The organism is Pigmentiphaga litoralis (genome assembly GCF_013408655.1).
Classification (GTDB): domain Bacteria; phylum Pseudomonadota; class Gammaproteobacteria; order Burkholderiales; family Burkholderiaceae_B; genus Pigmentiphaga; species Pigmentiphaga litoralis_A.
The window spans coordinates 377,046-400,372 of the sequence record NZ_JACCBP010000001.1 but is presented as its reverse complement, the minus strand read 5'-3'; the positions used below and the strand labels follow the sequence as shown (position 1 = coordinate 400,372).

The 23,327-nt window shown below is 62.2% G+C and carries 23 protein-coding genes and 2 tRNA genes; 10 read left to right on the top strand and 15 right to left on the bottom strand.

Annotation, left to right across the window (positions count from 1 at the left end):
• Positions 1-131 precede the first annotated feature (131 nt).
• From HD883_RS01655 to HD883_RS01625, 7 genes are all read right to left on the bottom strand, one after another.
• Positions 132-1,562 carry a malonyl-CoA decarboxylase domain-containing protein gene (locus tag HD883_RS01655; protein ID WP_179588791.1) on the bottom strand — a complete coding sequence of 477 codons (1,431 nt, stop codon included), beginning with the start codon at positions 1,560-1,562 and terminating at the stop codon, positions 132-134.
• 67 nt (positions 1,563-1,629) lie between these two features.
• Positions 1,630-2,289: a GntR family transcriptional regulator gene (locus HD883_RS01650; RefSeq protein ID WP_179588136.1), complete on the bottom strand. Its 660-nt coding sequence runs from the start codon at positions 2,287-2,289 to the stop codon at positions 1,630-1,632.
• A gap of 125 nt (positions 2,290-2,414) precedes the next feature.
• The gene (locus HD883_RS01645) at positions 2,415-2,858 is read right to left on the bottom strand and encodes an acyl-CoA thioesterase (RefSeq protein ID WP_179588137.1); all 444 of its coding nucleotides are present in this window, start codon (positions 2,856-2,858) and stop codon (positions 2,415-2,417) included.
• Between the two features lie 30 nt (positions 2,859-2,888).
• Entirely contained in the window at positions 2,889-4,634 is a 1,746-nt protein-coding gene (locus tag HD883_RS01640) for an ABC transporter permease (RefSeq protein WP_179588138.1), read from the bottom strand.
• Entirely contained in the window at positions 4,634-5,602 is a 969-nt protein-coding gene (locus HD883_RS01635; protein WP_179588139.1) for an ABC transporter substrate-binding protein, read from the bottom strand. The genes HD883_RS01640 and HD883_RS01635 overlap by 1 nt, the downstream gene beginning before the upstream one ends.
• Before the next feature lie 50 nt (positions 5,603-5,652).
• Positions 5,653-6,765, bottom strand: a complete 1,113-nt coding sequence (locus HD883_RS27985; protein WP_179588140.1) for an ABC transporter ATP-binding protein — start codon at positions 6,763-6,765, stop codon at positions 5,653-5,655.
• A gap of 180 nt (positions 6,766-6,945) precedes the next feature.
• Positions 6,946-8,334: a dihydrolipoyl dehydrogenase gene (locus tag HD883_RS01625; protein ID WP_179588141.1), complete on the bottom strand. Its 1,389-nt coding sequence runs from the start codon at positions 8,332-8,334 to the stop codon at positions 6,946-6,948.
• A 299-nt stretch (positions 8,335-8,633) separates the two neighbouring features.
• Here HD883_RS01625 and HD883_RS01620 point away from each other — a divergent pair.
• The 6 genes from HD883_RS01620 (at position 8,634) to HD883_RS01595 (ending at position 11,612) form a co-directional block, all read left to right on the top strand.
• A tRNA-Gly gene (locus HD883_RS01620) sits at positions 8,634-8,709 on the top strand.
• Between the two features lie 38 nt (positions 8,710-8,747).
• Positions 8,748-8,823 (top strand) — tRNA-Gly (locus HD883_RS01615).
• 281 nt (positions 8,824-9,104) lie between these two features.
• Complete coding sequence (locus tag HD883_RS01610; RefSeq protein WP_179588142.1) at positions 9,105-9,917, top strand: chemotaxis protein CheB; 813 nt, start codon at positions 9,105-9,107, stop codon at positions 9,915-9,917.
• 53 nt (positions 9,918-9,970) lie between these two features.
• Complete coding sequence (locus tag HD883_RS01605; protein ID WP_179588143.1) at positions 9,971-10,177, top strand: hypothetical protein; 207 nt, start codon at positions 9,971-9,973, stop codon at positions 10,175-10,177.
• A 79-nt stretch (positions 10,178-10,256) separates the two neighbouring features.
• On the top strand, positions 10,257-10,559 hold the full coding sequence (locus tag HD883_RS01600; protein ID WP_179588144.1) for an ArsR/SmtB family transcription factor: 303 nt from the start codon (positions 10,257-10,259) through the stop codon (positions 10,557-10,559).
• A gap of 78 nt (positions 10,560-10,637) precedes the next feature.
• Entirely contained in the window at positions 10,638-11,612 is a 975-nt protein-coding gene (locus HD883_RS01595; RefSeq protein WP_179588145.1) for a zinc-dependent alcohol dehydrogenase family protein, read from the top strand.
• A gap of 90 nt (positions 11,613-11,702) precedes the next feature.
• Here HD883_RS01595 and HD883_RS01590 read toward each other — a convergent pair whose 3' ends face one another.
• From HD883_RS01590 to HD883_RS01575, 4 genes are all read right to left on the bottom strand, one after another.
• Entirely contained in the window at positions 11,703-12,173 is a 471-nt protein-coding gene (locus tag HD883_RS01590; RefSeq protein WP_179588146.1) for a hypothetical protein, read from the bottom strand.
• 940 nt (positions 12,174-13,113) lie between these two features.
• Complete coding sequence (locus HD883_RS01585; RefSeq protein ID WP_179588147.1) at positions 13,114-13,590, bottom strand: hypothetical protein; 477 nt, start codon at positions 13,588-13,590, stop codon at positions 13,114-13,116.
• 127 nt (positions 13,591-13,717) lie between these two features.
• Positions 13,718-15,001, bottom strand: a complete 1,284-nt coding sequence (locus tag HD883_RS01580) for an arsenic transporter (RefSeq protein WP_179588148.1) — start codon at positions 14,999-15,001, stop codon at positions 13,718-13,720.
• A 27-nt stretch (positions 15,002-15,028) separates the two neighbouring features.
• Positions 15,029-15,370, bottom strand: coding sequence for an ArsR/SmtB family transcription factor (locus HD883_RS01575; protein WP_179588149.1), 342 nt, complete (start codon positions 15,368-15,370; stop codon positions 15,029-15,031).
• A 44-nt stretch (positions 15,371-15,414) separates the two neighbouring features.
• Here HD883_RS01575 and arsC point away from each other — a divergent pair, with 44 nt between their 5' ends.
• On the top strand, positions 15,415-15,840 hold the full coding sequence (gene arsC / locus HD883_RS01570; protein WP_179588150.1) for an arsenate reductase (glutaredoxin): 426 nt from the start codon (positions 15,415-15,417) through the stop codon (positions 15,838-15,840).
• 186 nt (positions 15,841-16,026) lie between these two features.
• Positions 16,027-16,755: an arsenical resistance protein ArsH gene (arsH, locus tag HD883_RS01565; RefSeq protein WP_179588151.1), complete on the top strand. Its 729-nt coding sequence runs from the start codon at positions 16,027-16,029 to the stop codon at positions 16,753-16,755.
• 70 nt (positions 16,756-16,825) lie between these two features.
• On the opposite strand, the gene HD883_RS01560 is transcribed toward arsH, so the two are convergent.
• From HD883_RS01560 to HD883_RS01545, 4 genes are all read right to left on the bottom strand, one after another.
• Complete coding sequence (locus HD883_RS01560) at positions 16,826-17,944, bottom strand: porin (RefSeq protein WP_179588152.1); 1,119 nt, start codon at positions 17,942-17,944, stop codon at positions 16,826-16,828.
• A gap of 29 nt (positions 17,945-17,973) precedes the next feature.
• On the bottom strand, positions 17,974-18,951 hold the full coding sequence (locus HD883_RS01555) for a Bug family tripartite tricarboxylate transporter substrate binding protein (RefSeq protein ID WP_179588153.1): 978 nt from the start codon (positions 18,949-18,951) through the stop codon (positions 17,974-17,976).
• 89 nt (positions 18,952-19,040) lie between these two features.
• Entirely contained in the window at positions 19,041-20,186 is a 1,146-nt protein-coding gene (locus HD883_RS01550) for a CaiB/BaiF CoA transferase family protein (RefSeq protein ID WP_179588154.1), read from the bottom strand.
• 15 nt (positions 20,187-20,201) lie between these two features.
• On the bottom strand, positions 20,202-21,152 hold the full coding sequence (locus HD883_RS01545) for a hydroxymethylglutaryl-CoA lyase (RefSeq protein WP_179588155.1): 951 nt from the start codon (positions 21,150-21,152) through the stop codon (positions 20,202-20,204).
• A 155-nt stretch (positions 21,153-21,307) separates the two neighbouring features.
• Between HD883_RS01545 and HD883_RS01540 the strand changes: the two genes are divergently transcribed.
• Together HD883_RS01540 and HD883_RS01535 are read left to right on the top strand one after the other, a co-directional pair.
• Positions 21,308-22,240, top strand: a complete 933-nt coding sequence (locus tag HD883_RS01540) for a LysR family transcriptional regulator (protein WP_179588156.1) — start codon at positions 21,308-21,310, stop codon at positions 22,238-22,240.
• 5 nt (positions 22,241-22,245) lie between these two features.
• Positions 22,246-23,157, top strand: coding sequence for an alpha/beta hydrolase (locus HD883_RS01535; protein WP_179588157.1), 912 nt, complete (start codon positions 22,246-22,248; stop codon positions 23,155-23,157).
• The last annotated feature ends 170 nt before the right edge of the window (positions 23,158-23,327 follow it).

Sequence of the window (23,327 nt, the reverse complement as noted above, 5' to 3'; positions counted from 1 at the left end):
ATGTCATCGGGTGGATGTCGGGCTGGCTTTGCCGCCAGTTTCCCTGTTGTGGTCATGCGGGATTCATGCGTGCTCCGCGGCAGCACCTCTGTGGGTCCTTGCCGCGAAAGGCTGCGCCATCGCGTCTGCCGTTACAGCAGGCGGGCGATCGCGCGGCTCATCTCCGGTTTACCGTAACCGAGTTTGCTGAGGTTTGCATCCAATTCGTCCAGGTCATACAGGTAGTTGACCATCATGGAGCAGGATTGGGCCTTGCCCTTCTTGGACAGGTCGGCGCCCCACACCAGCCGTTCGATCCGCGCGCCGTTGCCCAGGTGGAAACGCGCCACCGGGTCCACCGGCTGCCCGCCCGGGTTGCCATGCACCAGGTAGTGCGCCGCCAGCTTCAGCGCCAGGCTTTGCGTGTCGGCATCGTCGTTCTGCTGCAGCCGCGTCAACACCTGCGGTCCGGTCAACGCGCCAAGGTCTTCCTGCACGTCGGACGACTTGCGGCGTTTTTCCGCCAACTCCGTCAGGCGTTGTGCGGGCAGCTTCTTGAGCCAATCCGCAAAGCCCGGAATGGGCGAGAGCGTCGCAAATTTCTTGATCTTGGGCAGATCGCGGTTCAGCTCGTCAATCACCCGCTTGAGCAGGAAGTTGCCGAAGCTGACGCCGCGCAGTCCCGCCTGGGTGTTGGAGATCGAATAGAAAATCGCCCACCGCGCCTTGTCCAGGTCTTCGAGCGGCGCCGACTCATCCAGAATGCTTTGCACGCTGTCGGCCATCTCGGCGCAGAACGCAACCTCGACGAAGATCAACGGTTCGTTGGGGATCTGCGGATGGAAAAAGGCGTAGCAGCGCCGATCCGAATCCAGGCGGTTGCGCAGGTCGGTCCACGACGAAATCTCGTGCACCGCTTCATAGATCATCAGCTTTTCAAGCAAGGACGCGGGCGAATCCCACGTCATGCGCTGCAGTTCCAGCATGCCCACATCGAACCAGTGCGACAGCAATTCCTGCAGATCGGCATCCAGCGGCGCAATGCCCGGCAAGGCCTTGCGCCAGTGCAGCAGGTCCGCCCGCAGGCCCAGCAGGAAACGCAATCCGTCGGGCAAGGCATTCAAGCGCTTGAAGAAGCGGGTGCGGCCTTCGCTCAACAGCTTGGCCAGCGCCGCGCCTTCCGGCGTCGGGCCCGGTGCGGCAGGCGGCGTGTTGGCGATCTCGGTCAGCACTTCGATCATGGCGCGGCGGTGCACCGCGTCGGCAGCCTGGTATTGCTCCTGCCATGCCAAGGCCGACCGGTTGGCCGCCACGTCGGTCAATCGGGCCTGGAAACACGGGCGCAGCAGATTGCGCCACCGCGTCAGGTGCCGCGCAGCGACCGCGGGCGGGGCACTGGCCTCGGCCTTGGCGGCGCCGTCGGCCTTGGCCGCGCTGTCCTTCTTGCCCCACCATTTGCCCCACCGCGCCAGGATCGACTGTGGCGAAGGATCCGGCCCCGGCAGGTTGGCCGATGGACGGCTGTCGGTGTCGCCGGTGGTGTCCCGCACGGCGTCGCGAACGTTCTCGCTGTCGCGGGACATGTCCAGGGATTCGTTGGCACTCATGTCAGGCTTCCTCGGATAAGGGTTGAAAGGGGCGGCGGCGTCGTCATGCGCTGCGGGGCAGCGAGGCCATCAGGTCGGCAAAACGCTGGCCTTGCACGACGACATGGGCGCGGGCGCGTTCTGCGCTGGTCTCGGCATCGCCGGACAGCAGCGCATCGACCAGGCCGCCGTGTTCGTCATACGACGTGGCGATCCGGTCGCGCACCCGCAGTTGCAGGCGCCGATACGGGGCCAGCCGCCGGTGCAGCTTGGTGGCCTCTTCCGCCAGGAAATCGTTGTGACTGCCCAGGTAGACGGCGCGGTGGAAGGCTTCATTGAGGTAGTAGTAAGCGTCGGTGTCGCCCGCATCGCGCGAGGCCTTGCAGGCTTCATGCGCCGCCTGCAGCGCGGCCTGCTCAGACGGGCTCATGCGGCGCGCGGCAAGCCGGGCGCACATCGCTTCCATTTCCGCCATGACCTCGAACATCTCGACCAGGCGGTGCGGCCCGATCTGCGCGACCAGCGCACTGCGCCGGGGCCGCATGTCGACCAGACCCGCCGACGCCAGCTGGATCAGCGCTTCGCGGATCGGCGTGCGCGACACGCCAAAGCGCTGCGCCAGCACCGTCTCGTCCAGCGCATCGCCCGGCGACAGTTCACCAACGGCGATCAGTTCCTCGATCGTTTCGCGCAGACTTGCCGCGCGATTCTTTTCGACCAGCATGGGGCACCACCGCGTCTATCCAGTGAACAGATATTTTCACAAAGCGGTCGTGTATACAAGAACTTTATTGCCGTACACAAAGTAACCTGTTTGGATGAACCTTTGCCGGGGCGTGCCTTGCCGGCTTACGCAGGCGTGCTCTTTTGCAAGGTCTGCAGCAGCACGCGCGTTTCTGTCGGAATGGCGGTGGGAGTCTGCGTGGCTCGCTCCACATAGACGTGAACGTAATGGCCCTGCGCCGATGCCTGGACTTCATCATTGCGGAACACGCCCAGTTCGTAGCGCACGCTGCTGGTGCCCAGGTGCGCCACACGCAGGCCGATGGTGACGCGGTCGGGATAGCTGATGGACCGGTAATACTGGCATTGCGTCTCGACCACCAGGCCAACCACGGGGGATGACGCAATGTCGAGCACGCCGGCGTCGAGCATGTGGCGGTTCACCGCCGTATCAAAAAACGAGTAGTAGACGACGTTGTTCACATGGCCATAACCATCGTTGTCGCTCCAGCGGGTTTCCATTTCCAGGAAATGCACATAGTCGTCGCGTTGGGTGGGTGTGGCTTTCATGGGGCACCTTGAAGGGATATCCCCATCACTCTATCGGGCCGCGCGCCGCTGCGTCCAGAGCGTGACCGTAAGCATCAGCGACGTGGTCACCAGGACGGTGACCACACTCATGGCCATGCCCTGCCCCACGGACCCTTGTTCAAACTGCCGCCAGATGAACAAAGACACGGTCTGCACGCCGGTCGGCGCCAGCAGCAGGGACGCGACCAGTTCACGCGACGCCACGGCAAACACCAGCAACATGGCTGCCAACAAGGAAGGCGCCAACAAGGGCAACAGAATGCGGACCAGCGCCGTCACCGCGCCCGCGCCATGCACGCGCGCCGCGGCTTCCAGGCTGTCCCCGATCTGCTGCAGCGCGGCCTGCGCGTAACGCACCGGGTAGGGCAACAGCAGGCAGCAATAGGCCAGCAGCAGAATGCCCCAGGTGTTGTACGGCGTGGCCGGCCACCACTTCTGGTTCCATGCCAGGATCAGGCCAACGCCCACCACAATGCCCGGCAAGGTGTTTGGCAGCATGGCCAGGGCGTCCAGCAACACGCGCCCGCGCGTGCGGGTCTTGACGACGCAATAGGCCACCAGCAGGCCCAGCACGCCGGTCAGCAGTGCCGCGCCCAGCCCCAATGCCAGGCTGGTGCCGAGCGCCTGCATGGCGTCGCCGCCCGTCTGCGCGATGGCGCGAAAGTGCACCCACGACAGGTTGGACAGGGCCAGCCCCCCCGACAAGGTGCGGCTGAAGGCGGTGGCGACGATGGCGCACAAGGGCGCGACCGTGGCGACCAGGGCAACGAGGGCGAACAGTGCAGTCACCGGCAGACGCCAGGGACCCAAGGCCCGCAGTTCGACATCGATGGGCTTGCCGGTGGCGGTTTCGAACGTGCGCCCACGCATCAGGCGGCGCTGAAACATGAAGGCCAACATGGCCAGCGCAACCAGGATCAAGGACAGCGTCGATGCGCCCGGCAGGTCGATCGGCCATTCGGAAAAACGCCGTTCGATGCCCGTGACCAACACAAAGAATCCGGCATTGGCCGCCAGGGCCGCGGGCGTGCCGTACTCTTCGATCGCCATCGCGAACACCAGCAGCAGGCTGGCCGCAATACCCGGCGTGGCCAGCGGCAGGCTGATGCGCCAGAAGCAGCGCCACGCGCCGCCGCCGCAGACCCTGCCCACGTCGGCCAGCCGCGAGCCCGATGCCGCCATGCCCCGCGACACCGCAAAATAAACGACGGGCAGCACGTTCAGCGTCATGACGAACACCACGCCGCCAAACGAAAACAGCAGCGGCCCCGCGTGCACGCCCACCAGTTGCTGCACATAGCCACGCGGCTGCAGCAACATGATCCAGCCAAGGGCTGCAATGTAGGGCGGGATCATGAATGGCACCAGCAGCACCACGTCCCACACCCGCGCAAACGGCACGTTGAACAGACCACGCAGGGTGCCGAGCGGGATGCCGATCAGCGCCGCCAAGGCCACCACACACGCGCCAAGTTTGAGCGTGTTCAAGGTCAGCTCAAGCAATGCCGGATCGCCCAGGGTGCGGCCAAGATGGCCGAAGGGCTCGGTAAAGCGCCCCTGCGCCAACGCAGGAAAAATGGCCTGCAGAAAGACGAACGCGAGCGGCAGGGCCACCAGCACCGCCAGCGCTGCAATGGTGGCGCCCGTCAGGCCGAAGCTGGCACGGATCGCGGTGGTCCGGGTTGCCGTGGGCCGGGTTGCCTTGGGCTGGGTTGCCGCGGGCCGGGTTGCAGTCGTCCGGGTGGCAGCTTCCATTACTTGCGTTGATAGAGCGTCGAAAAGCGTTCGAGCAGCGCCTGGCGGCCCGCGCGATCGGCATCGTTTTCAGCCGGCAATGCCTTGATGTCCTTTACGCTCGGACGGCGCGACGGCACGTCGGTACGGGCCGGAACCAGGAAGGTGGCGGCGACGCGCGCCTGGCCTTCGTTCGACAGCACGAAGTCGATGAACCGTTTGGCGTCGGCCGCCGCCTTGCTGGATTTCAGGATCATCATGGGGCGGGCGGCGATCACCGTGCCGCTGCTCGGGAAGATGACTTCAATGGCCTCACCCGACGCCTGGCTGCCCAGCGCCACGTAATCCACTGCGCCAAACACCGCCGCCTTGGCCCCCTGCAGCACCGGGTTCATGGCCTGCGCGTTCGGGCCGGCAATCGCCATGCCATTGGCCTTCAGTGCACTGAAGAGTTTCCAGGCGGTGTCGTTTTGAGCGGCCTGCAGACCCGACAGCAGTTCCAGCGCCGTGCCCGACTGCGCCGGGTCGGGCATGTTGACCTTGTCCTTGAACGCGGGTTGCGTCAGGTCGTTCCAGTCTTTCGGACGCGGCGTGCCGCTTTGTGTGTTCCAGACAATGGCGAGCGCCGACAGCCCCTGCGCGACGTAGCTCGGTCCCTTGTAGGCGGCAGGCACCGTCGCTGCATTAGGGCTCACGTACGGCAGCAGCCAGCCGCGCTTGTCCAGGTCCAGCGCGCTGTCCCACGAAGCCGAGATCACGATGTCCGCACGCGGGTTGCCGGCCTCGGCTTCCAGCCGCGCCATGACCTTGCCGGTGTCGGCCTGGAACACATCCACGGTAATGCCAGTGGATTTCTTGAAGTCATCCGCCAGTTGCTTGGCGAGCCCGGCCGGGCCGGCGGTATAGACGGTCAGCGCGTTGGCGGCAGGGCTGGCTACGACGGCGCCCAGGGTCAGGCACAGGCCAAGCACGGAGTTGCGGATTTGCATGGGTGATCCAGAGGAAAGAGGGCTAATGATTTCGGGAAGGCGGTGCGGCCCTAGGCGGCCAGGGGGAACCAGCGCAGGCGCGTCCAGTCCAGTTCCAGCCCGATGGGCGCGTGCAGCGGCAAGCGGGCGTGGGTCAACAAAGCGAGTTCGATGCCGCCGGCTTCGGGGCCCACGCGCACCGTGGTGGCGTAATGGCCACTGCGGTAGCGCTGCGACATGACGGTGCCGCGTAGCGGCGCGGCGTCGGCCGGGCGCAGCGCGGAATGGGGGATGAAGAGATGGCCGCGGCCGGGGGCGTGCTGCGCTGGGTGCGCGGATGGGGATGCCTGTTCATGCCATCCTATGCCCGGCGGCGATAGCAATTCGATGCCATGGCCCAGCCGCCATCCGTTCGGGGTCCGCTCACCCGCCGCAACGGCGCCGAGCTTCAGGAACTCGGCCACGGCCAGCGAGGCCGGGTCGTTCATCAAGGCGTCGGGCGACGCCATCTGGTGGATGCGTCCCCCTCGCATCACCGCGACCGTATCGGCCAAGGTAAACGCTTCTTCATGGTCATGCGTGACATAGACGGCAGTGGTGCCCAGCTCGCGCAACAACGCGCCGATCTCGCCGCATAACGACTCGCGCAGATCGCGATCCAGGTTGGACAGCGGTTCGTCGAACAGCAGCAAGTGCGGCCGCGCAACGATCGCGCGGGCCAGGGCTACCCGCTGCTGCTGACCGCCCGACAGGCTTCCGGGTTGCCGTGCGTCGTAGCCCCCCAGGCCGACCAGGTCCAGCGCATGGGCCACCCGGGTAGTGGCTTCGCGGCGGCTCACGCCGCGCATCTCCAGCGGGAACGCAACGTTGCGGCCCACCGTCATATGGGGCCACAGCGCGTAGTCCTGGAACACCATGCCCAGGCCCCGTTTTTCCGGCGGCAGGAAATGGTTGGCATCGACAACGGTCTGGCCACCGATGGCAATGCGGCCTTCGGTCGGCCGCATCAGGCCCGCCAGCAGTTTCAGCAGCGTCGTCTTGCCGCAGCCCGACGGCCCAAGCAAGGCGAGCACGTGGCCCGCCGGCACGTCAAGATCGACCCGGTCAAGGACGGTATGGGAAGCGAAACGCTGCACCAGGCCGGCAATCGATACGGCGGCGCCGGTGGGAGTGGGAACGGGCATTGGGGCAGCAGTCAGGCGAACAGTCAAAGGGCGAAGATATCGGCTTGGGAAAGCTCCCCGGCGCGCCATGCGTCGCGGCAGTCGTTGGTGACAACGACGCCAGCACGGCGGCCTGATGAGCAGGCGCAGAGTCTAAGACGGTCAGATGACGGTTCCGTGACGGTCGGGGGTGAAGCCGACTCAGCCCTTCAGTTTTTCCTCGGCATCGCGAAACGCATCGCGCACGCCTTCTTCAATCACCGGGTGGTACACCGGCATCTGCAGAATGGTTGCCACCGTCAACTTCTGCTGCACAGCCCACGACAGCAGATGCGCGACATGTTCGGCCGCCGGGCACACGCCTTCTGCGCCCAGGAACCGTCCCGTCTTGCGATCCGCATACACCCGCAGCAGACCTTCATTCTTGAGCATGACGCGGCTGCGGCCCTGGTCCTTGAACGAGATCTCGCCAATCACGACCGCCTTCTCATCCACGTCCGAGAAACGCTCGCCCACCATCAACAGCGCCGGGTCGCTGAATACGATCGCCAGCGGCGCCCGCCGCAATCCCGGCTTTACCGCCGGGAATCGCGCAGCATTGACGCCGGCGATACGGCCCTCGTCAATCGCTTCGTGCAGCACCGGCGGATCCGAATCGTTGTCACCCGCAACGAATATCGGAAGCTTGCCGACCTGCATGGTGCGGCGGTTGTACGACGGGATGCCCTTGTCGCCCAGCCTGGCTGACGTCATCTCCAGACCCAGTTGCTTCACGTTTTGCGAACGCCCGATGGCCACCAGCACGAAGTCGAAGTTCTCGGTCGTCTTCCTGCCGTTCGGCTTTTTGAAGGTGATGTCCACCGAATCGCCCTTGCGGGTCTTTTCCAGCACCTTGGCATCGGTGTCCAGCGCAAAGGCCTGGCCGAATATCGAACATGCTTCGGTAATCACGGCGTCGTCCGTCAACGGTCCGATCTTTCCGCCCTCCCCGAACATGCGCACGCGCACGCCCAGACGGTGCAGGGCCTGCCCCAGCTCCAGGCCGATCACCCCGGTGCCAAAGACGGCCACGCTGCCGGGCAAGTCGGTCCAATCGAACACATCGTCATTGGTGACCGCGCGATCGCCCAGTGCCTTGAAGTCATCGGGAATGATGGAGGACGACCCGGTAGCCAGCACCACGGCACGCGCCTGGATCTCGGTGTGGCCATCGATGCTCAGCGTGTCGTGCGACACGAATCGCGCGTGTCCATGCACCTTGCGGGACGCCGGAATCTTGTCGACCTCTTCCACCGCCAGCGACACAAAACGGTCCCGTTCCTTGCGCACCCGGTTCATGACCGCCACGCCGTCGACCTTGACCTTTCCTGTCCGCACGCCAAACGCATCGGCACGGTGCGCAGCGTCCGCCGCGTCAGCCGCCGCAATCAGCAGCTTGGAAGGCATGCAGCCGACGCGTGCGCAGGTGGTTCCGTAAGGCCCGCTTTCGACCAGAATGACATTGGCGCCCTCTTCCCGGGCCGCGCGGAACGCAGACATGCCGGCCGTTCCCGCGCCAACCACCACCACATCCGCTTTCCTTCGTTTCATGCCGTGCCTTGAGAATGGTTGTTCATTCCGCAGTGTCCGGGAGACCCGCCACCACGTCCAACGCAAGGTGCAAGCAATTTTCTCGGCACGTGAGAGTGACCGTGGGAGGCAGTGAGTGTTGGCAAATGATCGTCATGCGTTTGACACGCATAATTTCGATTTGCTATAGTCTTGTTCTCGCAACGACGCGCACAAAACTGCAGCGCAAGCAGCAGTGGAAGAAAGCGGTCGTTGAAGCAGTGTGCAGTCGTAGTTTTGCAGTACGTAGTCATGGAGTACGTAGTCTTGCAGTATCCCAAGCGGGAGTAGCTCAGTTGGTAGAGCGCAACCTTGCCAAGGTTGAGGTCGCGAGTTCGAGCCTCGTCTCCCGCTCCAGTTTTGCAGTAAGCGTCTAGCAGTACAGAAGTACCCAAGCGGGAGTAGCTCAGTTGGTAGAGCGCAACCTTGCCAAGGTTGAGGTCGCGAGTTCGAGCCTCGTCTCCCGCTCCACATTCAGTAAGAAAAAGGAAGCTGTCCGCAGCTTCCTTTTTTTTCGTCCGGCGCCGGCGTCGCGCAGCGATTGCCAGGTCTTTCGCCAAAGCAGAGTCAACATTACCTTGCCAGCCGGCAATCCAGGACGCGAGTCCCCTCGCCCCGATACCCTCCGACCCCATCACGCATGAGCCTGCCAGCCGCCTCGCACGCGCCTGGCTCGGAAAAACGCGACCCGTCCAGCCCGCCCGGCGCAAAAATTGCTTACCTCGTCAGGTACTACCTAGTGACGAGTGACAATGACCCCTTCCCCTCGATGCATCGTAATTGGCGCGTCTGCCGGCGGCGTAGATGCCATTCTGAAGATCGCGGCACAGCTGGCGCCTGACTTTCCGGCGCCGATCCTGTGCGTGCAGCACATCGGCGCCCACCGCAGCCGCCTGGCCCAACTGATCAACTCCAAGGGCACGAACCATGCGCTGCCTGCGGTCGACGGCATGGTGCCGCTTCCTGGCACCATTTATGTCGCGCCGCCCGACCGGCACATGATCCTGGATGAACAAGGCGTCATCCGGCTATCCGCGGCAGCAAAGGAACATCATGCCCGTCCAGCGATCGACCCCCTCTTCCGTTCCGCCGCCCTGGTCTACGGGCCACGCGTCATTGGCGTCGTCCTTACCGGCCTGCTCGACGACGCCACCTCCGGCCTGCGCGCGATCAAACAACTCGGCGGCACCGCCGTCGTTCAGGATCCGTCGGACGCCTATGCGCCAAGCATGCCGGAGAGCGCGATCGCCAACGTCGATGTGGACCACATCGTGCCCCTGGAAGTCATGGCCGACCTGCTGCACCGCCTTGCCCAGCAACCGATTCCTTCAGTCGATGAAGCCGGCCTTGCAGAGGTACGGCAACGCATCCATGACGAGCATTCGATAGGTATGGAAGCCCCTACCTTGAAAAAACTCAAAGCGATCGGCGCACCGTCTACCTTCACCTGCCCGGATTGTGGCGGCGTCCTGTTCGAACTGCACGACAAACGCCGGTCCGCTATCGCTGTCACACCGGCCATGCCTTCAGCCTGCGAACGCTGGCCTACACGCAGGAACAGGTAACGGATCAGGCGCTATGGACCAGCCTGCGATCGCTGCAGGAAAAGGAGTCGATCTTGCGGCGGCTGGCGGAGGCCGACGACGGCACGTCAAGCACACTGGCGCACGACGCGCTGCGGGAAGCGGACGAATTGGCGGCGGCCGCATCGACCCTGCGCAAGCTCGTGGAGCATGCACCCCGACCGCAAAGTTACGATGAGCCGGCGGTGCAAGGCGCGGCGGAATATGCGGATGGGAATTCGAACGGCAGCGCGCAGGACTGATAAGGCTGCAGGTCCCTGCTGACGCCGGGCGCCTGAACGAATGCATTGACATATCGAATAATCTAGATATGATGACTGCATGGACCTGATCGACATCTTCAAAGCCCTTTCCAACCCGACACGCCTTCAAATCCTGCAAGGCTTGAAAGATCCTGCCAAGAACTTTCCCCCGCAGGACGAAGGTGACGTGCACACGGTCGGCGTCTGCGTCAGCAGCATCCAGGAAGGGATCGGGCTGTCGCAGTCGACCGTGTCCAGCTATCTGGCCACCCTGCAACGGGTGGGCCTGGTTGAAGTCCGGCGTATCGGTCAGTGGACCTATTACAAGCGGAACGAAGCCACGATCAGCGCCCTTGCCAAAGTCATCGGAAAAGAGCTCTGAAGTTTTTCCCCCGGTGTTTTTTTATCCCGTTATATCTAGTTATTTCGATATCCCTTTTTATCGATACAAGGAATCATCATGAAAGCCATGCAACTCACCGCCTTTGGCGGTCCGGAATCCTTCAAACTGAATGACGTCCCCAAGCCCGTGCCGCACGCGGGACAGGTGCTGGTTCGGGTGTACGCGACGTCCATCAACCCGTTGGACTACCAGGTCCGGCGCGGCGACTACGCGGACCTGGTCCCCCTGCCCGCCATTACCGGCCACGATGTGTCAGGCGTGGTCGAAGCCGTCGGCCCGGGCGTCACGAACTTCGTTCCCGGCGACGAAGTCTGGTACACCCCGCAGATCTTCAACGGCCCCGGCAGCTATGCGGAGTACCACGTAGCCGCCGACAGCATCATTGCCAAGAAGCCGGCCAGGCTCAGCCACCTTGAGGCCGCCAGCCTGACCTTGGTCGGCGGCACGGTCTGGGAAGCCTTGGTGGTGCGGGCAGCCCTCAGGGTCGGCGAAACCATCCTGATCCACGGCGGCGCCGGCGGCGTCGGCCACGTGGCAATCCAGGTCGCCAAGGCCATGGGCGCGAGGGTGTTCACCACCGTGCGTGAGTCCAACTTTGACTTCGCGCGGAGCTTTGGCGCCGACGTGGTGATCGACTACACGACAGAGGATTATGTGGACGTCATCATGCGGGAAACCGGGGGCCGTGGCGTGGACGTGGTGTTCGACACCATCGGCGGCACCACCCTCTCGCGCAGCGCCGATGCCCTGGCTCAATTGGGTCGCGTAGTGTCAATCGTGGACACCGCCCAGCCGCAAAACCTGATTCAGGCCTGGGGCAAGAACGCGAGCTACCACTTTGTCTTTACGCGGCAGAACCGTGGCAAGCTGGACGAGTTGAGCGCACTGGTCGAGCGGGGCCAACTGCGGCCGCACATTGGCGCCGTGTATTCGCTGGCCGACATTCCGCGTGCGCATGCGCGACTGGAAAGTCCCGACAACGGGCTGCAAGGGAAGATTGCGATCGCGGTGGATGCGTCGCTTGTTCCATAAGGGGGCGGACAACCACGCCGCCCCTCAAAGAAGACTCCAGCGCTTCACGGCGCTGGAGGCAACCACAGCGCTACACAGCGCCGGAAGCGCCTACAACGCTTCGCGGCTCAGGGCGAGCAGGATATGCTCGCCCACCATCTTGGCAAAAGCGTCAGGTTGCACGTCGGCGCCCTCGCGGCCCACCGTGAAGAACTCGCCAACATCGCCGGCGATGAACCTGAACTTTGGCGTGGCCTGGTACTGGATCTCGAGCACCTTGTGCAGGCACTCGCGATGCATGGCGCTTGCCGGTCGTTTCACCTCGAACACGATCGCGCCAATGATGCCCGCGTCGGTGCGACGCACCGCGAAACGCGTCGTGGCGGACACGGCAAAGGCCGTCGCCGCCAGGCCGCCTTCGCCCGTCCTGACGTAATACAGCCCGCATGCGGCTTGGGCCTTGACCCAGTCTTCTTTGGCGAACCGGTCGATCATCTCGGGGTACTGAAGACGGAGCTGATTCGCGATCCGCGCCTCTTCAACGAGCCGCTTCGCCTGGCCTTCGGTCACTAAGGTATGCATCGCGCTCTCCTGAGAAAAGAGGCAGCTTGGCATATTGGACGGCACTAATCAAACGCGCTTGGCGGGAACGATTTGGGTATAGCCGGCACGCTGTTTTCCCAGTGCAAGATGAGCCGAAAGCTCGTTGTGCCCGCTGTCCGGCGTGCGATCTTGAGAAATGGATTACCCCCCGAAACATTACTGTCGAGTTTCCTCATGCAAGGATGGTTGCTTCAAGGAGGAGACACGTGATGCCGACACGGCTATACGACCGATGGCCCTGCTATGTCGGCCAGCAAGTACGAATCGATTTGGCGCAAGGAACCGTAGAAGGAACGATGGTGGGCGTTCGGTCCATGTACCCACGCAACGACGACAAGCGCGGCATCGAACCGCCCTGGGCATTGTCAGACAGTGACGGCCACATTCACTACGTGGACCCGGATAACGACGGGCTGGACGTATTTGCCGATGGACTGCAAATATCGAAGGCACGACGCACAGTGATCGACAAGCCAAGGCGGTCCGTTGGAGAGCTGCTGAAGCGATCCAACGATGTGGTCGCAAATGCGCTGAGTCTGACGGCCCGACTGGTTGGTGCTCGATCGTGGCACCGACGGCCGACCCGCCGTAACTCACCTATGAACTGAACGGCATCAGCGCTGCAACCTACTCCGTGACGCCGTCGATCATGCGCCTGGCCTCGGCCAATGCCGCCATGTTGGCACTCAGCTCGGTCTCCTTCCTGCACACCACCGTGACCGATGCCTTGCCATCGCCAACAAACGTTGCAGACGCGGTCCACCCGGATGCGCTCGGGAATGCGCTGACATCAATCGGGCAATTTCGGTGCAGGGTCCGCATGGAGGCTTAGGGCGACTGGTAAGTGATGAGCAAGTGCTGAAGCATAACCCGGAACTGTATGGATATACAGTATTCACGTGCGGATTCAAACGTCCGCCTACGCTGGCAACGCGACGCCTGTGTGGACAGACTGGGCCGCAGCGGCTTCCGCCCAGGGACGATGTACGGCGGATCTCGGGGCGCCCCGCAGCGAACACGCGTGCATCAGCGCGGCCAGTGTCGCGGCAGGCGCGCCGGCCGAAGCGGGATGCGCACGGGGCGCCTGGTTGATGGCAAAACAACTTGTTGTGCGCGGCGCACCATTGCCAGGCCCGGCCGACAACGCGGAAATTTGGCGCTTCATGTCTCTGACCGAATGCGTGAACGCCTCAAACTCGGTGTCGTAGGTCTTGCGCGCCTCCGATTGCAACAGCGCAAGACCTCCATCCAGGCCGGCTTCTACCCGTGCAGTCCACCCATCCCGCACCTGACTGCAGTCGGTGACCGCAAGCCAATACCCTCGATAACTGATCTGCATATCGCCCCATTCATTCTTGGGCACAAGCTTATTGGTTGCCTGTTTCAGGAGGTTCACTAACTCTCACAGATCCTTGGTCGTGTTGTTGGAACAACAAGAAACCGTATACGAAGTGTGATCAGATGTGAACTGACGGCAGTTAGCCAGGCGCCACATCGCCTCGGGCCGCGCGACCCCAGACCGACTACAGCGACAGGCGCGCGGCCAGAGCCGCAAGCGTCATCAGCAAAACCGGAACGGTCAGCACCACCCCCACCCTGAAGTAGTACGCCCAACTGATGCGGATCTGCTTGCGCGCCAGCACGTGCAGCCAAAGCAGCGTCGCCAGACTGCCGATCGGCGTGATTTTCGGACCCAGATCGCTGCCAATCACATTGGCGTAGACCATGGCTTCCTTGATCACCCCACTCGCCTGACTTGCGTCGATGGACAGCGCCCCGATCAACACCGTCGGCATGTTGTTCATGATCGAAGACAGCACTGCGGCAATGACGCCAGTACCGACCGTTGCCATCCACAACCCCTGTCCGGCAAGCCAGGAAAGTGTTTGCGCCAGCGCATCGGTCAGGCCCGCATTGCGCAGGCCATACACGACCAGGTACATCCCAAGCGAAAAGATCACGATCTGCCACGGTGCACCGCGCAGGACCTTGGCTGTATCGATCACATGCCCACGCGCCGCAACGGCAAGAAGAATGGCCGCCCCGACCGAGGCCACCGCACTGACCGGCACACCCAATGGCTCCAGGCCAAAGAAGCCGACCAACAGCAGTCCCAGCACGCCCCAGCCGGCGCGAAAGGTCGCACGATCACGAATGGCCTTTGAAGGGGCCGCCAGTTGCGTGGCGTCGTATCGTGCCGGGATCGACGACCGGAAGTAGAGAAACAACACAAGCAATGTCGCCAGAACAGAGACGACGTTGACCGGCGCCATGACCGATGCATACCGGTTGAACCCAATCCCAAAGAAGTCGGCCGACACGATGTTGACCAGGTTGGATACGACCAACGGCAGGCTGGCTGTGTCGGCAATGAATCCTGCTGCCATCACGAAGGCCAGCGTGGCAGCGGCCGAGAAGCCGAGCGCTGACAGCATGGCGATCACGATCGGTGTCAGGATCAGCGCCGCGCCGTCATTAGCAAACAGGGCACTGACGGCGGCCCCCAATAACACGATCAGTGCGAACAGCGCGGGTCCCCTGCCCTTCCCCCACCGCGCCACGTGCAGGGCTGCCCATTCAAAGAAACCGGCTTCGTCAAGCAGCAGGCTGATGATGATGACGGCAATGAAGGTCGCGGTGGCGTTCCAGACGATGTCCCAGACGACAGGGATATCGGACAGCTGAATGACGCCGGACAGCAGGGCAACGATGGCCCCACCCAGTGCGCTCCAGCCGATGCCCAAGCCGCGAGGCTGCCAGATGACCAGGACAAGCGTGGCGACAAAGATGGCGAAGGCAAGGATCATGAGGTTTGACAGCGCTTCAGCCGTGGGTCAAGCCCGGGGAGCGCTCTGGGTATTGCAACACTGCTCTGCAACCGGCATGCACGGGTTGCCGCCACAACAGTTGTCAGTCAGGAATCCGATCAAGTCAGTCATGGTCTGATACTTCGCGGCGTATATGACAAAACGGCCTTCCTGCCGCGACTCCAACAGATCTGCGTGAACCAGTTCTTTGAGGTGAAAAGACAGGGACGATGGCGGCATGCCTGCCAACTCGGCCAGCTTGCCGGCAGCCAACCCTGCCGGACCGGCTTCGATAAGCATGCGATAGACCAGAAGGCGCGACTCGTTGCCGATGGCGGTGAGCGCTCTCGCTGCGGTTTTCATTTCCATATTTCTAGTATATTCGAATAAACGATTAATGAGGCAAGCGAAGCATGTCGTCCACCACGATTTACCACAACCCAAATTGCGAGACGTCGCGCAACACGTTGGCCCTGATTCGGAACGCCGGCATTGAGCCGGAAGTGATCGAATACCTGAAGACGCCCCCTGATCGGCACACTCTGGTCGCATTGATCCAACGCGCCGGCCTTACCGTTAGAGAGGCACTGCGCGAAAATGGAACGCCGTACCACGAGCTTGGCTTGGGCAATGAGGCCCTGACCGACGACATGCTGCTCGACGCCATGCTGGCGCATCCTATTCTTATCAATCGCCCTTTCGTCGTCACATCTAACGGCGTGTGCCTGAGCAGGCCGTCAGAAAGGGTTCTTGACATCCTTCCCACAGCGCAGCGTGGGGCGTTCACCAAGGAAGACGGGCAACCCGTCATTGACGCGCTAGGCAAGCGTATCGGCTGATACATGATTGGTCATTGAGGGCGGCGCAGTCTTATCGACGAAGCTATCGGCTGCATAGCAACAGTCATGAGCCCGCCTACCTGGCGATCGCTGCGTTCGCTGCATTCGCTGCACTGCCTACGCTGGCGTTCTGGCTTGCCGCCGCAGCCCATCACATCAGCCTGAAAAATCAACTTGGTACCTGCTATGAACAACTTCGCATCCGACCTGACAGTTCCCGCGCTGGAAGAAGCGCTGCTTCCGGCGCCTACGCTGCAAGACCTGCAGTTGGCACAAGGCTCGCAACACGCACCGCGCATCCTGCTGCTGTATGGGTCGTTGCGCGAGCGCTCCTTCAGCCGATTGCTTGTCGAAGAAGCCGCAAGAATCTTGATCCATCTTGGCGCCGAGGTTCGTATCTACCATCCTGCCGGGCTGCCGCAACCCGACAGCGTGCCAGGAGACCATCCGAAGGTAGCCGAGCTGCGTGCGCTGTCGCTATGGTCAGAAGGCCAGGTGTGGTGCAGCCCGGAACGGCATGGCACCCTCACCGGCATCTTCAAGAGCCAGATTGACTGGCTGCCGCTGGAGACAGGAAGTGTGCGGCCGACACAAGGTCGCGCACTGGCCGTCATGCAGGTGTCTGGCGGCTCGCAATCCTTCAATGCCGTCAACGCCTTGCGGGTGCTTGGCCGCTGGATGCGGATGGTCACGATCCCGAATCAATCGTCGGTTGCCAAAGCCTTCCAGGAGTTCGATGACAACGGCCGCATGAAGCCTTCCGCCTACTACGATCGCGTCGTCGATGTCATGGAGGAGTTGGTGAAGTTCACTCTGCTGATTCGAGACCGCAGCGACTACCTTACCGACCGGTATAGCGAGCGGAAGGGCATCGCTGCCGACCGCCCGTCTTGCAGCAGAAGCCATGCGTATTGAACCGCGGAGGTAATGGGTGCGTTTGGGCCCGAGCTGCACGGTCAGGCCTGACCTTGACAGCCGCCGACCGTCAGAACTTGTGGCGGATGCCAGCAATCAACTGAGCTTGCGACTTCGAGTCCGAGGGCCCCGTCGCAAAGAGCTGAGCAAAATGCGCGTCGCCAGCTGCTTTCTGATACAGACCCACCAGATACACGTCGGTCCGCTTCGAAAAGAAGTAGTCTGCAGCCAGGTTCAGCTGGTGCCACTTCGGCTTGTTGCCGTTGCTGTCGTACTTGCCGTCGGTAAAGACATAGCCACCCCCTACCTGCAGCGCTGTCGTCAGGAAGTGAGTCACCGACGCTTCGTAGTTCGACAACTTCAAGCCGGTGTTGTCGATGTACTTGAAGTCGGTGTGGGTGAACAACAGAGACACCTTCGTGCCCGCAGCCAGAGCATAGGAGCCGCCAGCGCCGCTGGTGGTCTGGCGAGCAACCCCCGCGCCGGAGGTCGGGCTGGCGATGAATGGAGAGAACGCGCCGTAGTCCCCTGACACCGCGCCGGCAGTGTTGGTGCTGCTGCCCGGACGACGCAGGTCGTGCAGGGCGGCGCTCAGTGCCCAAGGGCCTTGCGCCCATGTTGCACCGATACTGAAGCTGCGGTTGTCGCTGGGTGCACCCGCACGGTCGGACGAACCGTACACGGTCTTGACGCCCAGACCGCCGAACTGACCCGAGTACTGGACCGAATTGCTGATGCGAGCCGTCGGGAACAAGTTGTCGTTGTCACCGATGTGGGTGCCGGTGGCGGCGATCTGGATGGCGGACTCGTAGCCTTGCAGGGTCTGCGACATCGCGTCGGCTTGACGGCCGAAGGTGACCGTCCCCCAGGTCTTGTTCGACAAGCCGACGACGGCTGCGCGGCCAAACAGGCGGTTGCCCTGGGCCGACGTGCCGGTGTCCGGAGAAAACCCGCTTTCCAGCACGAACAGTGCGCTGTTGCCGTTGCCCAGATCTTCGGTACCGCGCATGCCCCAGCGCGATCCTTGCTGCAAGTTGCCCTTCAACTCGGACATGCTCTTGCCGCCAACGTTGTTGGTGTAGACATAGCCTTCCGAGATCAGGCCGTACAGGGTGACATTGCTTTGCGCGAACGCAGCGGGGGCGGATAGCGTTGCCAAAACGGCCAACGACAGGGTGCGTTTTTTCATTCGAGTTCTCTGAAGGTGAGTGGGTGCGGTTACTGAAGTTTTGCGCCCGATTCCTGGACAAGCTTGGTGTGCTTGACCAGTTCGGATTGAAGGTACTTTGAAGCGTCAGCAGGAGAATTCCCGACCAACTCAAAGTCCTGCGCGGCAAACCACTCCTTCACCTCAGGCAGCGCCAACGCCTCAAGCACCTGGCGATTTTCCCGCTGTACGACATCGGCAGGCATCCCGGCGGGGCCGAGTATCGCCATCCAGCTGCCCAGATTGAAATTGGTCAGGCCCTGCTCTGCCAGCGTAGGCACGTCCGGCAAGATGCGCGAGCGGCTGGTTGTGGAGATGCCGATCGGGCGCAGCGTTCCCGCTTTCACCAAAGGCGCTGCGGCAGCTGTGGACTGAAACGCCAGCTGCACTTGGCCACCGATCAGGTCAGCGAGCAAAGGCGCATTGCCCTTGTATGGCACATGCATCATCTCGATCTTCGCTTCCTGAGCAAGCATGACCGCCAGCAAATGCAGGCTCGTTCCGTTGCCAGACGACCCATAGTTAAGCTGTCCCGGGTTCGCCTTGGCGTAGGCGATAAGTTCCTTCAGGTTGTGCACCGGAAGCTTGGGATTGACCAGAAGAATCCCGGGCGAGCCGCCGATGATGCTGATCGGCGTGACGTCCTTGATCGTGTCGAAGGACATGTTTTTGTAGATGTTGGGATTGATGACATGGGTGCTGGTCACCAGAGCCAAGGTCGATCCGTCCTTTGCCGCACGCACCATTTGCGCCGTGCCGAGCATTCCGCCCGCGCCTGGAATATTTTCAACGACGACCGGCCGGTTCATTGTTTTGTTCAATGCCTGTCCCAGGGTCCGTCCGACCATGTCACCCGTGGATCCGGGGCTGAGCGGCACAATGAATCGCAGCGGGCGGTCGCTGTCTTGAGCGTAAACAGGTGCCAAGGTAGAGAGGACACTGGCGGCAACAAGCGCCTGGAAGCAACGACGGCGGAAAGGCGTTTTCATGAAAGACCTCACTGAAGGCAAAGGAAGCGATGGGCAGAGAAAGGAAGGCGTGTTTGGCACTGACAGGCCGAGCACAGGGCGCGCTCCGTTTACCGGAGTCTTTCGAGAATTTCGTGGGTATGTTCGCCAATGGCTGGCAATGCATGACGCACACCCGGCCGGCGCCCGTCCATCGTGAACGGCAGCAACACGACATCGGTCGTTTCGCCGGTATCGGTGACCATCGGAACCAGGCCACCGCTTGCTTTCAGGTGGGGATCATCCATCAGTTGGTCCGGGCGGCGGATCGGGGCATAGGGCAATCCCGCGGCTTCAATCTGGGCCGAGAACGCGTCGATCTCAAGGTGTTGCAGCGAGTCGCCCAATTGCGCGAGCAGGGTCGGGCGTGCCGCGACGCGTTGCGCGTTGGTCTGAAGCGCCGGATCCGCAAGAAGGTCCGGTCGATCCAGCAATTGGCACAGCTTGACCCACTGCTTGTCACTGACGGCGCCGATGAAAAGCTGTTCGCCATTTTTCAAGGTGAAGACGTCATAGACGCCCCAGGCCGCAATACGCGACGGAATGGGCGGGGGCGCCTCGCCGCTCATGGCGAATTGCTGCATGTGTTGGGCAGACAGCAGGACGCAGTTTTCGAACAGGGCGCTCTGGATCTCCTGCCCCCGCGAGGTCTTCTTGCGCTCGTACAGTGCGGCAATCACGCCGATCGCACCGAACATGCCGCCCATGATGTCATTGACTGAACTGCCCGCGCGCAGCGGGCGACCGACGGGGCCCGTCATGTACGCAAGGCCTCCCATCATCTGCACGACTTCGTCCAAGGCAAGACGGTTCTCATAGGGGCCAGGCAAGAACCCTTTGTGAGCGACGTAAATCAGCTCAGGAAAACGTTCACGCAAAGACAGGTGATCCAGCCCCAAGGCGGCCATGCGGCCCGGCCTGAAATTTTCGATCATCACGTCGGACTGACCGATCAAGGCGAGTGCCTTCTCCCGATCTTCGGGTGTGTCGATATCAAGAACAACGCTCTTCTTGTTTCGATTGAAGGTGCGGAAAAAGCCCATGCCAAGGCCCGGCAGCTTACGCGTCTTGTCGCCGCCTGGCGGCTCGATCTTGATGACCTCGGCCCCGAGGTCGGCCAGAATCATGCCGCAGGTCGGCCCCATGACCATATGGCTGAATTCGATGACGCGAATGCCATCGAGGGGCAACGCGGAGGAGGACGGAGTTGTGGTCATGAAAGGAATTCCAGGTCAGGCGTGAGCAGGCGTTGTCGAGGCGAACGGATAGATTTTTGGCAGACCGGCTTGCCAGATGACACCGCGCAGGGTCTCGTGGGGCAGCCAATCGGCGATGCGCTGGCGCAAGGCCAACAGCTTTTCCATCGAGAGGCCTGTGGAGATGCCCATGCTCGTAAACAGGTAGTTGAGATCTTCAGTCGAGACGTTGCCGCTGGCCCCGGGTGCGTGCGGGCAGCCGCCCAGACCGCCCAGGCAGGCATCGAAGCGTGTAGCGCCAACGTCCATTGCGGCCAAGACATTCGCGATGCCCAGGCCCCGCGTATCGTGAAAGTGGGCTGACCAGAACTGGTCGCCCGCGAGTCGCACCGCCTGATCGAACAAGTCATGAACCACATCCGGCGTGGCATATCCGACGGTATCGGCCAGACTGATGCGATCGGCGCCAGCGTCCAGGAGTTGCCCCACAAGCCGCACGACCTCGGCAGGATCCACTGCGCCCTGGATCGTGCAGCCGAATGCGGTGCCAACACCGCCTTCGATCAACGTTTTCGATCCACTTGCGTCGCGGGCGGCACGGATACGCGCGACCTCGGCCACGACCTCGTCAGGCGCTTTGCGAAGGTTGGCAAGACTGTGTGCATGGCTCGCGGAGAGCGGCAGGGTCATCATGTGTGCGCCACTGGCCATCGCCATCTCAGCGCCCCGCAAGTTCGGCACAAGGACTGAGACAAACAGGTCAGGCAGGGTCCGCGCCTCGGCAACAACGTCGGCGGTCCCTTCCATCTGCGGAAGCAGACGCGCTGGCACGAATGATCCGACTTCGATCTCTCGCAAGCCTGCTGCGTAGGCCTCCCGCAACCAAGCCAGCTTGTTCTCGATCGGAACGATTGTCGCCACACTTTGAAGTCCGTCGCGTAAGCTAGCCTCTCGAACGACGACAGTGGAAGGAAGGTTGGTGAGCATGTTAAGCACCTCGATAGCCAATAGCGGAGCGGGTAAGGCAACTCGCCCCTGCTTCGTTGCCAGGTACTGTAAGCAAACGGCAACATCCGTAAAAGCGGTAGTTTGGCAGCCTGGTCGTTCCGGTTCGGAAGCACCTTTCCTTGTGGAGGGGAGCGATGCGAGAATTTGATCTGGTGTCGCTACGGCTTTTTGTGGCCACCTGCGATGCGCGCAGCATTGCGCGCGTTGGCGAGAAGTTCAACATCGTGCCGTCGGCGGTGAGCAAGCGCCTGCAGCAGTTGGAAACCCATACCGGCGTCGACCTGCTCGTTCGCAGCAAGTCCGGCGTGTTTCCCACGCCGGCAGGTGAAACCCTGCTTGAGTACGCGCGATCGATGCTGTTCGATGCCGACCGCGCAGTCCGCGACATGGACGCTTTCGTCTCAGGCATTCGCGGCAAGATCAGGCTGCTGGCAACGCTTTCTGCCGTTGCCGAATCACTACCTGAGGACGTGGCGAACTTCATGCAAGAAAAGCGCCATCAAGGTGTCCAGGTAGACATCGAAGAGACCTTGAGTCGGGATATCGTCCGCAACCTGCACGCGGGCGTGGCCTCGGTGGGCATCTGCTGGGATGCCGCTGAACTTGACGGCGTAAAGACGCGCCCCTACCGACGCGATCATCTTGGTGTCGTGACGCATCCATCGCACCCACTTGCCACGCTGCGCAGTTGCTGCTTCGAAGACACGCTGGACTACGAACAGGTAGGTCTCCACCCGCAAACCGCGGGATACCGGCTGTTGGCCCGCGCAGCTGAGGCGGCCGGAAAGCAGATCCAATACCGGTCCTTGCTGTCGACCTTCGACGCCGTGCTTCGCATGGTCCGCGCCAAGCTTGGCATTACGGTCGCGCCGATTGAAATTGCCGCGACCTATGCGGCCGCGTTGGGATTGAAGGTGATTCCCTTGACGGATGACTGGGCTATTCGCCAACTGGTCATCTGTTATCGCGACGAGGCCATTCTGTCGCCTGCGGCAAAGTCCCTGGTCGACTACCTCGCGCTTCAAGGCGAGTCAGACGCACCGCCACCAGTTACGCAATCTGTTTGAGATCAATGATGACGACCGAAAAAAGCAACGCCGAAGACCTGCAATTTCAATATGTGGAGGGTCAAGGCCGCCCGACCTACCCCGAGTTGCTCGACAGCTATAAGGCTGCAAGCGATGCAGTTCTTCTGTCCGAGGCGTGCACGATCGACGTCCGTTATGGGCCGCTCGAACGGCACACCTTCGACTTTTTTGTCGCACACGGCGCGCCGGTCGCCACGATGGTTTATTACCATGCAGGCTACTGGCAAGCGCGCGACAAATTCTGGTTTCGCTTTCTTGCGCCTTCGTACACCCGCCGCGGCGTGAACGTTGTGTTCGTCAACTATCCGCTCTGCCCCACCGTCACGCTCACGGACCTGGTGGCCGGCGTGCACGCTTCCATCTCGCGGGTACTCGAGCACGCGCACGCGCTAGGTCAGCCCAGGTTGCCGCTGATTACGGCGGGACATTCCGCCGGCGCGCACCTGGCGGTCGAAATGGCGCTGAGTTTCGGATCAGCGACGGATTCCCGACCGCCAGCGATTGACGGCGTCATTGCGTTGAGTGGTATCTACGACCTCGTCCCACTGGTGTCGACGTCAATCAACACGAAACTCGGACTGGATGCAGCAACAGCAAAAGCCAACTCTCCCATCCATCGCCTGCGACAGAACCTGCCTCCGGCCCTGTTCATTGTCGGGGCCGAAGAGACGCCAGCATTTATTGCCCAGAACAGCGTCATGGCTGATGCCTGGCACCTAGCCGGCAATGAAAGCTTCATTGACGAAGCCGCAGCGGCCGACCACTTCAGTCTGCTGCAACCGTTCAGCGCCGACAACGGAGCGACGCGATCTGCTGTTGACCGGCTGTTGGAGCTGGCTCAGGTGCGATTTCGTGATGCCAGGGGTAATGCGCAGATTCATCGCTCGACGCCCTAGGGCTTGCGCAATTCGAGTGCACGTGGCGCGTGCGCCCGTTATCAGTCAGGGCAACTGCATCACCTTGATGTGTCGTGGCCTTAGGTTGGTCGGGTAAAGAGGCGTGCGCAGGGCGATGCACGCATTGCCGGCAGATCCTGCACCGTCGGCCGAAGGACACCGGTCTTGCT

What these genes read in the sequence shown, in the direction of transcription:
- HD883_RS01655 (WP_179588791.1), bottom strand. Translation starts at nt 1,562, where the DNA reads ATGTCCCGCGACAGCGAGAACGTTCGCGACGCCGTGCGGGACACCACC.
- HD883_RS01650 (WP_179588136.1), bottom strand. Translation starts at nt 2,289, where the DNA reads ATGCTGGTCGAAAAGAATCGCGCGGCAAGTCTGCGCGAAACGATCGAG.
- HD883_RS01645 (WP_179588137.1), bottom strand. Translation starts at nt 2,858, where the DNA reads ATGAAAGCCACACCCACCCAACGCGACGACTATGTGCATTTCCTGGAA.
- HD883_RS01640 (WP_179588138.1), bottom strand. Translation starts at nt 4,634, where the DNA reads ATGGAAGCTGCCACCCGGACGACTGCAACCCGGCCCGCGGCAACCCAG.
- HD883_RS01635 (WP_179588139.1), bottom strand. Translation starts at nt 5,602, where the DNA reads ATGCAAATCCGCAACTCCGTGCTTGGCCTGTGCCTGACCCTGGGCGCC.
- HD883_RS27985 (WP_179588140.1), bottom strand. Translation starts at nt 6,765, where the DNA reads ATGCCCGTTCCCACTCCCACCGGCGCCGCCGTATCGATTGCCGGCCTG.
- HD883_RS01625 (WP_179588141.1), bottom strand. Translation starts at nt 8,334, where the DNA reads ATGAAACGAAGGAAAGCGGATGTGGTGGTGGTTGGCGCGGGAACGGCC.
- HD883_RS01610 (WP_179588142.1), top strand. Translation starts at nt 9,105, where the DNA reads ATGACCCCTTCCCCTCGATGCATCGTAATTGGCGCGTCTGCCGGCGGC.
- HD883_RS01600 (WP_179588144.1), top strand. Translation starts at nt 10,257, where the DNA reads ATGGACCTGATCGACATCTTCAAAGCCCTTTCCAACCCGACACGCCTT.
- HD883_RS01595 (WP_179588145.1), top strand. Translation starts at nt 10,638, where the DNA reads ATGAAAGCCATGCAACTCACCGCCTTTGGCGGTCCGGAATCCTTCAAA.
- HD883_RS01590 (WP_179588146.1), bottom strand. Translation starts at nt 12,173, where the DNA reads ATGCATACCTTAGTGACCGAAGGCCAGGCGAAGCGGCTCGTTGAAGAG.
- HD883_RS01580 (WP_179588148.1), bottom strand. Translation starts at nt 15,001, where the DNA reads ATGATCCTTGCCTTCGCCATCTTTGTCGCCACGCTTGTCCTGGTCATC.
- HD883_RS01575 (WP_179588149.1), bottom strand. Translation starts at nt 15,370, where the DNA reads ATGGAAATGAAAACCGCAGCGAGAGCGCTCACCGCCATCGGCAACGAG.
- arsC (WP_179588150.1), top strand. Translation starts at nt 15,415, where the DNA reads ATGTCGTCCACCACGATTTACCACAACCCAAATTGCGAGACGTCGCGC.
- arsH (WP_179588151.1), top strand. Translation starts at nt 16,027, where the DNA reads ATGAACAACTTCGCATCCGACCTGACAGTTCCCGCGCTGGAAGAAGCG.
- HD883_RS01560 (WP_179588152.1), bottom strand. Translation starts at nt 17,944, where the DNA reads ATGAAAAAACGCACCCTGTCGTTGGCCGTTTTGGCAACGCTATCCGCC.
- HD883_RS01555 (WP_179588153.1), bottom strand. Translation starts at nt 18,951, where the DNA reads ATGAAAACGCCTTTCCGCCGTCGTTGCTTCCAGGCGCTTGTTGCCGCC.
- HD883_RS01550 (WP_179588154.1), bottom strand. Translation starts at nt 20,186, where the DNA reads ATGACCACAACTCCGTCCTCCTCCGCGTTGCCCCTCGATGGCATTCGC.
- HD883_RS01545 (WP_179588155.1), bottom strand. Translation starts at nt 21,152, where the DNA reads ATGCTCACCAACCTTCCTTCCACTGTCGTCGTTCGAGAGGCTAGCTTA.
- HD883_RS01540 (WP_179588156.1), top strand. Translation starts at nt 21,308, where the DNA reads ATGCGAGAATTTGATCTGGTGTCGCTACGGCTTTTTGTGGCCACCTGC.
- HD883_RS01535 (WP_179588157.1), top strand. Translation starts at nt 22,246, where the DNA reads ATGATGACGACCGAAAAAAGCAACGCCGAAGACCTGCAATTTCAATAT.